This window comes from Paraburkholderia sp. WC7.3g (assembly GCF_050436345.1).
In the GTDB taxonomy this organism is placed as follows: domain Bacteria; phylum Pseudomonadota; class Gammaproteobacteria; order Burkholderiales; family Burkholderiaceae; genus Paraburkholderia; species Paraburkholderia podalyriae.
This window is the reverse complement of record NZ_JBNDMA010000002.1, coordinates 2,574,771-2,586,343: the sequence shown is the minus strand read 5'-3', so window position 1 is coordinate 2,586,343 and position 11,573 is coordinate 2,574,771. Positions and strand designations below refer to the sequence as shown.

The window sequence follows — 11,573 nt, the reverse complement described above, 5'->3', positions numbered from 1 at the left end:
CGTTGATTGAGGTCGTGTGCGAGGTGCCCGCATGATGAAGCATCTGGGCCGCGCGGCTGCGCTCGCGGGTTTGCTCGTTTCCCTGTGGCTCGTCTGGCGCGAGGATCCGCGCGCCGTGTTCGCCGCGTTGCGCGTGGCCGGTGGAGGCCTCGTGCTGGCCGCGTTTGCCCACGTGTTGCCTATCATCGCCAACGCCTGCGACTGGCGCTCGCTGATTCGCGGCGCGAACCGCCCCAGCCTCGGCAAGATGCTGCATCTGGTATGGGTGCGCGAATCGGTCAACTGCATGCTGCCGGTCGCGCGGATCGGCGGCGAACTCGTGTCGTTCCGCATGTTCAGGCGTTGGGGCGTCAGGCCGTCGACAGCGGTGGCCAGCACCATCGTCGACATGCAGCTGACCGTCATCAGCCAGTTGATGTTCACGATGGTCGGCATCGGTTTTCTATTTGCCAATGCGCAATCGGGCGCGCTTCGGCTCGCCGGGCAGCTCGCGTGGGGCGTGGTGGCGTTGGCGCCGGTGCTATTGCTGTTCGGGCTCTTGCAGCACGTGAATCCGTTCGAGCGCATCACGCGCGTGCTCAATCGTCTCACCAGCGGCAAGCTCACCACGCTGGTCGGCCAGTCCGCGCAGATCGATCAGTCGATCAAGCTGATCTGGCGCCGCCGCGCGGTCGTGCTGCGCTATCTGTTCTTCTGGCAGCCGCTGCAATGCGTGCTGACGTCGCTCGAAATCTGGCTCGCGCTGTATTTCCTCGGCGCGCGCGTGACGCTCGTCGAAGCGATCGTGATCGAGTCGCTGATCCAGGCGATCAGCAGCGCCGCGTTTTTCGTACCGGGTGGTCTGGGCGTGCAGGAGGGCGCTTTCGTGCTGATCGGCGGCGCGCTGGGGCTCGACCCCGCCACGTCTCTCGCGCTCGCGGCCGCGCGGCGAATTCGCGATCTGCTGATCTTCGTGCCGGGTCTGATCGCGTGGCAGCTCTTCGAGGCGTCCGGCGGCAGCGCGCGGCCGCATACCGCGCCGCACGGCGTGCGCCCCGAGCTGGCCAAGCAGCGTTCGGGCGTCGCAGACGCGAACCGGCGCGGCGAGCGGCGCTGAGCGCTCGGCGCGCGCGGTTTCTCGCTTGCCGCCCGCCTGGCCCACGGAAAATCCGCCAGGCGCGCCGCGTCTTCGACACGCTCGCCGCGCGCCTTCAGCGCTCCGCGCGATAGGCCGGAAACGACACCTGCACCGCAAGCCCGCGCCCGCCGATCCCGGCGCCCAGCTGCAGACTCGCACCGAAATGGCCGGCGATCCGCGCAACGATCGACAAACCCAGCCCGCTACCGGTCGCCTGATTGCCGGTCGCGCGGAAAAAGCGGTTCGTGAGTCGCGCGAGATCGTCCGGCGCGACGCCGGGGCCGTCGTCGCGCACGCTCACCTGCACGCGCTCGTCGGCACGCTGCACCGCGACTTCCACGTTTCCGCCCGTGCATCCGTACTTGATCGCGTTATCGAGCAGATTGTCGAGCAGGATGCCGATCAGCACGGGCTCGGCGTCGATCTCGGCGAGCATGTCGCCGACCAGCATCACGTTGATGTGCTTGTGCTGCGCATTGCGCCTGTTCGCGAGCAGCGTATCCTTCGCGATCGCCGCCGGCTTCAGCGGCTCGGTCGGCAGCCTCTCCTGCACGTCCAGGCGCGCGAGCAACAGCAGCTGCTCGGCGAGCCGCGCGCTGCGATCGACGCCTTGCACGACGCGCTCCATCGCGACCTTCTGCAACGCGATGTCCGGCTCGGCGAGCGCGACCTGCGCCTGCACCTTGATCGCGGCGAGCGGCGTCTTCAGTTCGTGCGCGGCGTCGGCGGTGAAGGCGCGCTCGAGTTCGAGCGCATGGTGCAGACGCGCGAGCATCTGGTTGATCGCATCGACCAGCGGGCGCACTTCGAGCGGCGTGCGGCCGATGCCGACCGGCTCCATCCGGTTGATGTCGCGCGCGCGGATCGCGGCCGACAGCACCTTCAGCGGCGCGAGACTCCATCCGATGCTGAACCAGACGAGCAGCGCGAGCACCGGCAGCGCGATCAGCGTGGGCCGCGCGATGCGGCTCACGACACCGCTCACCAGGTCGCTGCGGGTGTTGGCCGGCTCGAACACGCGCACGCTGTGACCGGGGGTGGTTTCGCGTAACGTGAACGAGTGATAGAGCTGATCGCCGAGCGTGACGTCCTGCGCGCCGCTTGCTGGCGGCAGCGGCAAATCCCATGCGGCGAGCGCGCGCAGTTGTGGGCTGCCCGCGAGAACGGCGCCGTTGGCCGCGCGCACCTGGAAAAGGGCGTCGCGCGGCAGCGCGTCGTCATCGTCGAGCTCGCTCGCGCCGGGCTCGCCGCCTTTTTCTTCTTCGCGCACGTCGATGCGCGCGTTTGCCAGTGTGGCCAGACTGGCCGGGTCGAGCAACGCGAGAATCTGCGCGAGTTCGGCGAGGCGCGCTTCTTCCCATTGGGCGACTTCGCGGGTCGCCAGCCGATAGCTCGACACAAGCGCGCCGCCCCAGACGATCGCGATGCTCGCGAGCACCAGCAGCACGAGGCGCCGACGAATCGACGGCCCGATCATTCTTTCTCCATCACATAGCCGATGTTGCGCACGGTCTTGATCAGGCTGGCGCCGAGCTTCTTGCGCAGGTTCGACACGTGCACCTCGATCGCATTGCTTTCGATTTCTTCCTGCCAGCCGTACAGGCTTTCTTCGAGCCGCGAGCGCGACTGCGGAATCCCGAGATTGGTCAGCAATTGCAGCAGGATCGCCCATTCGCGCGCCGTGAGCGGCACGCGCGCCGCGTCGAGCTGCACCGTTTGCGCGGCCGGATTCACTGTCAGATTCTGGTAACGAATCAGATCGATACTGCGACCTTGTGCGCGGCGCAACAGCGCGCGGCACCGCGCGATCAGCTCGGTGAGATCGAACGGCTTGCCGAGATAGTCGTCGGCGCCCGCTTCGAGACCGCCGACGCGATCGACGACCGTGCCTTTCGCGGTCAACACCAGCACCGGCACGTCATTGCCGGCGTCGCGCACCCGTTTGAGCAGCTCCGTGCCGCTCACGCGCGGCAGGCCGAGGTCGAGTATCACCAATGCATATTGAGTCGTGTCGAGCGCGAGGCCGGCCTTGTGGCCGTCGCGTGCCCAGTCGACTGTGAAGCCGGCCTGACGAAGGCCCGCTTCGACACCGCAGCCGATGAGCTCGTCGTCTTCTACGAGGAGTAAGCGCATGAGGCAAATATTCCATTGTGGGGTTTTATTGCATATCGTCCAGCGTTTTTACGAAAGCCGGCATCGATGATCGTGCACGCATCGTCCGCCGCGCTCCGAAGTGTAACCACGCCGTTCATTAGCCGCTTCATGCCATGCGCGTGCTTAAGGTCGCCTTCAGCTTGAATCGATACCATCGAAGCGCTATAAATGGGTCGTCGCGGATCGTGATGCATGCGCGAGACCATGTCGCCGTCAGGCCATCGCAACCTGATCGTAAGGACTTCGATGGAGTGACCCGCGAGGCATCCTTTATGCTGGTCTGTTGCGTCAATCGAGGGTCTCGACGAGTCCCGCCCATCGCCAGGCATCCGGTCAGGCCGCAAGGCCACGCACGAGGCACGTTATGAAGCCAGTCACCATCGACATGCTGCGAGCCCATTTGCTAGTCGCGTCTGTGACGGCCGCGGTCGCGTCGAACTGTCCGCTGCGCTGGCGCGTCGTGCTGCATCTGCGCCTGACGGGGCAATCGTTCGTGCTGGCCGGACACTGACGGAAACGGACGACACACAATGGCGGCGCACGCGTTGATTGCATGTCAATGGCTCCTGTTAGCCGGCTGCGTTAGCGCTTCGATCTACACGGTTGCCGCCGCGCTCGCCATGCCGTTTTTTACCGCACGGCATAAATCGAACCATCACGGCGGCAGGTCCGTCAGTCGCGCGCCCAGTCATCCGCCGATGCTTGCGCTCGAGCGCCCGGCCGATCCGTTCGCGCAGGTCGGTGTCAGCGTGCTGAAGCCGCTGTGCGGCGCCGAGCCGCGTCTCTATGAAAATCTGCGAACCTTCTGCGAGCAGCGGCATCAGCATTTTCAGCTAGTGCTGGGCGTCTCGTCGCCGCACGATCCCGCCATCGCGGTGGTGCGCCGTTTGCAGGCCGCCTATCCGAACTGCGACATCGAGCTCGCAATCGACACACGTGTGCACGGCAGCAATCTGAAAGTCAGCAACCTGATCAACATGGCCGCGCGCGCGCGTCACGACGTGATCGTGATCGCCGACAGCGACATCGCCGTCGACCCGGACTATCTCGACAGCGTCGCCGCGCCGCTCGCGGACCCCAACGTCGGCGTGGTGACGTGCCTGTACGTCGCGCGCGGCGTCGGCGGCTTCTGGCCGCGCGTCGGTGCGCTGTTCATCAACGAGTGGTTCGCGCCCTCGGTGCGGGTCGCCCATGCGATGGGCTCGCGCCGCTTCGGTTTCGGCGCGACGCTCGCATTGCGGCGCGCGACGCTCGAGCGCATCGGCGGCTTCGAAGCGCTGAAAAACTACCTCGCCGATGACTACTGGCTCGCCGAGCACGTGCGCGCGCTCGGTCTGCAAACGGTGCTGTCGCGCGTGATGGTCGCCACCGACGTGATCGAGCCGACCTTCGCCGCGCTGTGGCAGCGCGAAACGCGCTGGCTGCGCACGATCCGCTCGGTCAATCCGCCGGGTTTCCTGTCGCTGCTGATCACATTCCCCACACCATGGCTGTTGACGAGCGCGTGGCTGACCGCGTCGCTCGCGACCAGCAACTGTGCTCATGCGCCGTTCGCGGCGGTGATCGCGAGCGCGTCGGCCAGCGCGGTCTGCATTGGCGCGCGGCTGCTGCTGCATCTGCGCGCGGCGCGCCGCGCGCGCACGTTCTGGCGCGATCTGCCGCTCGTGCCGTTGCGCGATACGCTGCTCGCAGCCCAGTGGCTCGTCAGCGCATTCGGTTCGCACGTCGTGTGGCGCGGAGAGCGCATGCAGGTCGGCACGCCGTCCACCGAGCGCAGCGGCCGGCTGGACAGTCTCACCTGATGGACAGCGTGAAGCCGGCCCAGCCGCGCGGATTGATCACCACCGCCGACGATTTCGGCCTGCATCAGCGCGTCAATATCGCGGTCGAGCGCGCGCATCGCGACGGTGTGCTGCGCGCCGCGAGTCTGATGGTCGGCGCACCAGCCGCGACAGACGCGGTCGCGCGCGCGCGTGCGCTGCCGGAACTGCGGGTGGGCCTGCACCTCGTGCTGGCCGACGGCGCCGCGCTGGCGCCGCGCGAGCAGGTCGCCGCGCTGCTCGACGAAAGTGGCCGCTTCGGCAGCAACATGGTGCGCGACGGCGTGCGCTTCTTCTTTCTGCCGCATGTGCGCCGGCAGCTCGCGCACGAAATTCGCGCGCAGTTCGAAGCCTTCGCCGCGACGGGCCTTACGCTCGACCACGTGAACACGCACAAGCATTTTCATCTGCATCCGACCGTGCTCGGCCTGATCCTCGACATCGGCCGCGACTACGGCATGAAGGCGATGCGTCTGCCGTTCGAAGCTAACGCGCCGCTGTGGCTGCGGCCGTGGATCGAGCACGTGAAGACGCGGCTCGAACACGCGGGGATCGCGCACAACGACTACGTGGTCGGCATCGCGGCGAGCGGACGCATGGATGAGGCGGCCTGGCTCGCCGCGCTCGCGAATCTGCCGCACGGCGTCGGCGAAATCTACTGTCATCCGGCGCTGGCCGGCGACGCGCTGAGCGAGGGCATGCACGACTACCGGCATGCCGACGAGTTGCAGGCGCTGCTGTCGCCAAGGGTGGCCGCCGCGATCCGCGCGCTCGGCGCGCGGGTCGGCGGGTTCGCGGATGTGCTTGCGTAGCGGTGCGTTTCGCGAAACGCGCAAAACCCGGCCCGCGCTCACACCGTCCGCTGTTTCATCAACAGCTTCAGCAACGCGGGCAGCAGCAACAGCACGAGCGGTAACTGCACAATCAGCCCCGAAATGATCGCGATCGCGAGCGGTTGCTGCATCGCCGAGCCTTGCCCCAGTGCGAATGCGAGCGGCAACAGCGCGAGGATCGCCGCGATCGTCGTCATTGCGATCGGTCGCAGACGGTTGCGGCCGGCGGCCTGCAACGCGTCGTCGAATGGCATCTCGTCGTCGCGCACCAGCGCCTGCAACTCCGACACATAGAAGATCGCGACCTCGGTCACGATGCCGATGATCATCGTCATGCCCATCATCGCGGAGATGTTCAATTCGATGCCGGTGATCCACAGGCCGATGAACACCGCGCCGGTCGCGAGCAGCGGCATCGCCAGCACAGCGAGCGCGACGCGCAGGCGTTCGTACAGGAACAGCAGCAGGCCGAACACCAGCGCGATCGCGGCGCCGAACACGGTTAGCAGGCCCTTGAAGGCGATCTGCTGTTGCTGGTACAGCCCGCCGAGTTCGTAGTAGACGCCCGAGGGCAGCAGGTTCGCGTCGCCGAGCGCCTTCTGCACATCGGCGATCGTCGAGCCAAGATCGCGTCCGTCGATGCGGGCGGTGACCGCGACCATCCGCTTGAGGTTCGAGCGGCTGATCTCGGGTTGACCGGTGACGCTCACGCGATCGGCGACGCGCTCGAGCGCGAACAGATGTCCGTCCGGCGCGCGTATCTGTAACTGACCCAGTTGCGTATCGGTCAGCTGACGCGCGCCGTTCACGCGCACGCGCACGCCGATCGTTTTCGGGCCGCTCTGGAACTGCGTCGCGACATTGCCTTCGAGCATGTCGGTGACGGCCTGCGCGATCGCTTGCGGGTCCATGCCTTCGGCCGCGGCAGCGGCGGGCAGGATGTGCAGTTCGATGGCATCGCCGGCGGGGTTGATGCCGTCGTTCACGTCGACGATGCCCTGGATCTGGCCGATGCGCGCGGCGACCTTGCGCGCGGTCGTGTCGAGCGTGTGGGAGTCGTCGGAGAAGATCTTGATTTGCACCGGCTGCGGCACCGCCGTCAGATCGCCGATCAGGTCTTCCATCAGCTGCGCGAGTTCGATGCTGACGCCCGGCACCTGCGTATCGATCTGCGAGCGGATTTCTTCCATCACTGCGTCGATTGGCTCGCGCTTGCCGGACTTCAGCCGCACGAAGAAGTCGCCCTTGTTCGGCTCGTTCAGATCGCCGCCGAGGCCCGCGCCGGTACGGCGCGAATAGGTCGCGACGTTCGGATTCGCGCGCACGATGCGCTCGATCTGCTTCATCAGCCGGTCCGTTTCGGTGATCGACGTGCCCGGCGGCGTGTGATAGTCGAGCACGAAGCCGCCTTCGTCCATGCTCGGCATGAAGCCGCTGCCGACGCGCGTGAACGCGAACGCGGCGACGACGATCAACGGCACGAGGCCGAGCAGCACCAGCGGCGGTCGAGCGATCACACGCTGGACCGTCACCGCATAGCGCCGGTTCAGCCACGCGGCGAAACGCGTGTCCTCGTGCTCTTCGGCGTCTTTGGGCTTCAGCCAGCGGTCGCACAGGATCGGCACCGCGAGCCACGTCACGAGGAACGAAATGAACAGCGCGCTCGCCATCGTCAGCGACAGCGCCTGGAAAAAGGCCCCCGTCACGCCCGACAGAAATGCGAGCGGCACGAAGATGATCAGCGTCGCGGCCGACGAACCCGCGAGCGGCCGCGTGAATTCGAGTGCGGCGGCCATCACGCGGCCGTGGAAAGCGTGTGCGCCGGCTTCGCGCATGCGCCGCACGATATGCTCGATCATCACGATCGCGTCGTCGATGACGAGGCCGACCGCGGCCGCCATGCCGCCCAGCGTCATGATGTTGAAGCCCATGCCGAACACGTCGAGCAGCAGGATCGTCGCGGCCATCACGACCGGCACCAGCGCGACCGCGATCGCGGTGATCTTCCAGTTGCGCAGGAAGAAGAACAGAGTCGCTGCCGCGAGCACGATGCCGATCATGATCGCGTCGCGCACGCTGGTGGCCGATGCGATCACGAGTTCGCTCTGGTCGTACCAGTTCGACAGATGCACGCCCGCGGGCATCTGCGGCTCGAACGCGGCGAGCTTCGCGCGGATCGCCCGCGCCATCGCGACGCTGTTGGCGCCGGGTTGCTGGTACACGTTCAGTAGCACGGCATCCTGACCATCGGCGGTGACGCGCATCCATTGCGGCACGACGCCCTGGCTCACCGTCGCGACGTCGCCGAGCCGGATCTGCGCGCCGTTTGCATTGCCGTTGGCGGCCACGACGACGTTGCGCAGTTCGTCGAGCTGCGTGATCGTCGAGTTCGTGACGACGAGGTACAGCTTGTCGTGATCCTCGATGCGGCCGTTTGCCATCAGCACATTGCTCGCGCCGATCGCCTTCGATACATCGGCGAGCGACAGCTTGTACGCGGCAAGGCGGGCGGGATCGACAGCGACTTCGAACTCGTCCTGCGCGCCGCCGGTCACCTCGACGCGCGCGACGCCTTCCACCGACGACAGCAGCGGCCGCATCTGGAACTGCGCGAGATCGCGCAGTGCGGACAGCGACTGCCGCGTCGACGTAAGGCTGTACGCGAGCACCGGAAACACGGTCGGGTCCATGCGCCGCACCTGCATCGTGGTGCCGGGCGGCAGCGCCGCGAGAATTTCGCTGATCGCCGATTGCGCTTGCAACGTCGCCTGGGCCATATCGGTGCCCCAGTCGAAGTTCAGCGAGATTTCCGCGGCGCCGCGGCTCGTCCTCGATGCGACGTCGCGCACGTTCGGTACGCGCCGCAGCGCTTCCTCGACCGGCATCGTGACGAGCGTGGCCATCTGCTCGGCGGGGCGGTCGCCCGCGTCGAGCGACACGACCGCGCGCGGAAACGCGACGTTCGGAAATAGCGAGATCGGCAGTCGAAACGCGCTCAGCGCGCCGGCAATCGCGAGCAATGCGATGACGAACAGCAGCGAGCGGCGATGCGTCTGCATCCATTGGCCGAAGTTCATCGCGCGCCGTCCCCGCCGGCGCGTACCGCCATGCCGTCTTTCAGCTCGTAGTTGCCGCTGGTCACGACGCCGAGCGCGGGGTCGAGCGGACCGTCGACGCCGTAGCGCCCGCCGTTTTCGACCGCGATGCTCACCGCGACGCGGTGCGCCTTGTTTTGCGGGGTGATCTGGAACACGTATGCGTGCTGGCCATCCCGCAGCACGGCCGCGCGCGGCACGATCCAGTGCGTGCCGGTGCGCGTCGCGATGTCGCCGGCGACGCGTGTACCGGGGATGAACGGCGTCTGCGCGAGCGGTACCGTCGCGCCGATATTGACCAGTTGGGATTGCGGATCGATCGCCGCGCCGACGAACACCACGCGGCCGTCAATCGACGTCTGCGCGAGTGCCGCGGACAGGCCGTGCAGCGTGACCGCATCGCCGGGGTGGATCGAGGCGGCGTCGGTGGGCTCGACACCGAGCGTCACGTTTGCGCGCGCGTCGCGGCTCGCGCCACTTGCGAGCTGCAGGATCGCCGCGCCGGCCTGCAACTGGTCGCCTTGCGCTGCGGACAACTGCAACACCACGCCGTCGAACGGCGCGGTCACGATCTTGTTGCCGCTCGCGATGCCGGTCTGATTCTGCGCGGCGAGCGCTTCGCGCGCATCGTCGACGGCCTTGCTCGCGCTGGCGAGCTGCGATTGCGTCGCGAGACCCTTGTCGTACAGCGACCGGGTACGGATGAGTTCGCCTTGCGCGAGCGCCAGCGCGCCTCTCGCCTGGGTTGCGGCAAGCACCGCGGCTGGGTCGGCCTGCACGACGAAAAGTGGCGCACCGCGTTTGACGGTCTCGCCCGCCTGCACGCGCATCTGCACGATCCGCGAGACGTAGGGCAGATTGATCGTCGTGACGTTCGACGCCGTGGCCGCGACGCTCCCGAAGCCGCGCACCGGCTGCGCGATTGCGGCGCGCTGCACGCGCACGGTCTGCACCGCGACCGACGGTTGCGCTTGGCCGGCGGCGCTGTCGTCCGCATGAACCGGATGGACCGTTGCATACAACAGGACCGCGCAAACGAGCGGCGCGGCGGCGGCCGCAACACGCGGCCACGGATGCCGCGATGAAAACAGGCTATTTCGCATGAGTGTCGATGAAAGTCTGGTCGGATAGAAAGGCGTCGGGAATCGCGCTGCCGAGCAGCGCCTGCAAGCCGACGCGTTGTTCGTCGAGCGCTTCGCGCAGCGTCGCGACGTCGATGCGTTTCGTAAGCGCGGCGCCTTGTGCGTCGGTGTACGCCCCGAGCACGAGGTTGCGTTCGGCGTAGGCCGCCGCGGCGTCGCGCGCGGCGCGCTCGACGCCGGGCAGCGCGGCTTCGGTCTGCTGCAATTGGCGGGCGAGAATCGCGCTGTCTTCGCGCAGCCGGGCGACGTCCGCATACGCCTGGTTCAGGCGGGTCTGGTACTCGTCGCGAAGCCGCTGGCGGGTCGCTTTTTCGATCGCGACATTGCCCTGGTTGCGGTTGAAGATCGGCAGACTCAGGTTGATCTGAAAACCGCTCGTGTAGATGTTCGACGTGTCGCGCGCACGCACGAAGCCGACCGACAGACTCGGGAACTGGCTCAGAATCGCCGCGCGATATTTCTGCTCCTGCGCTTCGTACCCGGCTTGCAGCGCGATCAGATCGGGCCGGCGGCGGGCGAGGTTGGCGAGCGCCGCGTCGAGCGTCGCGTCGGGGAGCGGCGCGACCTCATTGTCGCTGCCCGTTTGCAATTGCAATTGCACGTCCGGCGCGAGGCCGAGCAGCGCATTCAGATCGTGACGCGTTTGCGCGGCCGCGCGCTCGGCGTCGGTGTATTGTTTGCGCGCGTCGCTATAGGCGAGGAGCGCGGCGCTCAAGGTATCGTCGGTCAGGTTGCCGTCGGCGCGCGCCGCGGCCATGCGCTCGTAACGCGTGCGCGCGAGATCGCGTTGCTGTTGCAACAGCGGCAGCGTGCGCTGCTGGAAACAGGTCTTCACGAACAGCTGCCGCGCTTGCGCGACAATCTGCCATTCCTGCCACAGCAGGCCGAGATCGGTCTTCGCGAGCGTCGCGTCGGCGGACTGTTTATTCGCGCTGCGCAGCACGATCGCCATCACGTCGATGCTGAGGCCATAATTGAACGCGCGTGTGGTGCCCACCGCGCCCGGATAATCGCTCGACACGCTCAGTTGCGGATCGGGCAGCAGACCCGCCGAATAAGCCTGCGCGCCGGCGATGCCGAGATCGTCGCGGGCGAGCTTTAGATCGGGGTTGTTGGCGACCGCGAGCATCGCGACTTCATCGATGTCGAGCCCGTCGGCGGGATCGAAACGATGCGCGGCCAGTTCGGGCAGCGGCATGCTCGCGGGATCGATACGGATCCGTTCGAGCGATCGCGCGGACGTCGAGGTGTCCTGCGGCGCGAGCGGTTCGCGGTGATAGGTCGCGCAGCCGCTCATCAGCAGCACGCACAACGGCACGAGCGCGCGCACACGCAGCGCCACGGCATGGAAAACAGGCAAAATCCGGCTCCTGCGAATCATCGGAAGGGGCGAGCGACGCGCGAGCGAGGCC

Annotated in this window: 9 protein-coding genes; 4 read left to right on the top strand and 5 right to left on the bottom strand. The window is 67.1% G+C overall.

Going from position 1 to position 11,573, the window contains the following annotated elements; all coding sequences use genetic code 11:
- Positions 1-31: 31 nt before the first annotated feature.
- Complete coding sequence (locus OKW43_RS23280; RefSeq protein WP_429450121.1) at positions 32-1,096, top strand: lysylphosphatidylglycerol synthase domain-containing protein; 1,065 nt, start codon at positions 32-34, stop codon at positions 1,094-1,096.
- A gap of 94 nt (positions 1,097-1,190) precedes the next feature.
- On the opposite strand, the gene OKW43_RS23275 is transcribed toward OKW43_RS23280, so the two are convergent.
- Both OKW43_RS23275 and OKW43_RS23270 read right to left on the bottom strand, forming a co-directional pair.
- Complete coding sequence (locus tag OKW43_RS23275) at positions 1,191-2,594, bottom strand: ATP-binding protein (RefSeq protein ID WP_429450119.1); 1,404 nt, start codon at positions 2,592-2,594, stop codon at positions 1,191-1,193.
- Positions 2,591-3,250 carry a response regulator gene (locus tag OKW43_RS23270; protein WP_187636455.1) on the bottom strand — a complete coding sequence of 220 codons (660 nt, stop codon included), beginning with the start codon at positions 3,248-3,250 and terminating at the stop codon, positions 2,591-2,593. The genes OKW43_RS23275 and OKW43_RS23270 overlap by 4 nt, the downstream gene beginning before the upstream one ends.
- Before the next feature lie 385 nt (positions 3,251-3,635).
- Between OKW43_RS23270 and OKW43_RS23265 the strand changes: the two genes are divergently transcribed.
- Genes OKW43_RS23265 through hpnK form a run of 3 tightly spaced genes read left to right on the top strand, consistent with a single transcriptional unit; the run spans position 3,636 to position 5,903 of the window.
- Positions 3,636-3,782 (top strand): hypothetical protein, encoded by a 147-nt coding sequence (locus OKW43_RS23265; protein WP_429450117.1) that lies wholly within the window; start codon positions 3,636-3,638, stop codon positions 3,780-3,782.
- A gap of 19 nt (positions 3,783-3,801) precedes the next feature.
- Positions 3,802-5,073: a bacteriohopanetetrol glucosamine biosynthesis glycosyltransferase HpnI gene (gene hpnI / locus OKW43_RS23260; protein WP_429450115.1), complete on the top strand. Its 1,272-nt coding sequence runs from the start codon at positions 3,802-3,804 to the stop codon at positions 5,071-5,073.
- Complete coding sequence (gene hpnK, locus OKW43_RS23255) at positions 5,073-5,903, top strand: hopanoid biosynthesis-associated protein HpnK (RefSeq protein ID WP_429450113.1); 831 nt, start codon at positions 5,073-5,075, stop codon at positions 5,901-5,903. The genes hpnI and hpnK overlap by 1 nt, the downstream gene beginning before the upstream one ends.
- Before the next feature lie 38 nt (positions 5,904-5,941).
- On the opposite strand, the gene OKW43_RS23250 is transcribed toward hpnK, so the two are convergent.
- The 3 genes from OKW43_RS23250 to OKW43_RS23240 are packed head-to-tail and all read right to left on the bottom strand — an operon-like array spanning position 5,942 to position 11,521.
- The gene (locus tag OKW43_RS23250; RefSeq protein WP_429450111.1) at positions 5,942-9,001 is read right to left on the bottom strand and encodes an efflux RND transporter permease subunit; all 3,060 of its coding nucleotides are present in this window, start codon (positions 8,999-9,001) and stop codon (positions 5,942-5,944) included.
- On the bottom strand, positions 8,998-10,122 hold the full coding sequence (locus tag OKW43_RS23245; RefSeq protein WP_429450109.1) for an efflux RND transporter periplasmic adaptor subunit: 1,125 nt from the start codon (positions 10,120-10,122) through the stop codon (positions 8,998-9,000). The genes OKW43_RS23250 and OKW43_RS23245 overlap by 4 nt, the downstream gene beginning before the upstream one ends.
- Positions 10,112-11,521, bottom strand: coding sequence for a TolC family protein (locus tag OKW43_RS23240; protein ID WP_429450107.1), 1,410 nt, complete (start codon positions 11,519-11,521; stop codon positions 10,112-10,114). The genes OKW43_RS23245 and OKW43_RS23240 overlap by 11 nt, the downstream gene beginning before the upstream one ends.
- Positions 11,522-11,573 lie beyond the last annotated feature (52 nt).

What these genes read in the sequence shown, in the direction of transcription:
- hpnI (WP_429450115.1), top strand. Translation starts at nt 3,802, where the DNA reads ATGGCGGCGCACGCGTTGATTGCATGTCAATGGCTCCTGTTAGCCGGC.
- OKW43_RS23245 (WP_429450109.1), bottom strand. Translation starts at nt 10,122, where the DNA reads ATGCGAAATAGCCTGTTTTCATCGCGGCATCCGTGGCCGCGTGTTGCG.
- hpnK (WP_429450113.1), top strand. Translation starts at nt 5,073, where the DNA reads ATGGACAGCGTGAAGCCGGCCCAGCCGCGCGGATTGATCACCACCGCC.
- OKW43_RS23250 (WP_429450111.1), bottom strand. Translation starts at nt 9,001, where the DNA reads ATGAACTTCGGCCAATGGATGCAGACGCATCGCCGCTCGCTGCTGTTC.
- OKW43_RS23275 (WP_429450119.1), bottom strand. Translation starts at nt 2,594, where the DNA reads ATGATCGGGCCGTCGATTCGTCGGCGCCTCGTGCTGCTGGTGCTCGCG.
- OKW43_RS23265 (WP_429450117.1), top strand. Translation starts at nt 3,636, where the DNA reads ATGAAGCCAGTCACCATCGACATGCTGCGAGCCCATTTGCTAGTCGCG.
- OKW43_RS23270 (WP_187636455.1), bottom strand. Translation starts at nt 3,250, where the DNA reads ATGCGCTTACTCCTCGTAGAAGACGACGAGCTCATCGGCTGCGGTGTC.
- OKW43_RS23280 (WP_429450121.1), top strand. Translation starts at nt 32, where the DNA reads ATGATGAAGCATCTGGGCCGCGCGGCTGCGCTCGCGGGTTTGCTCGTT.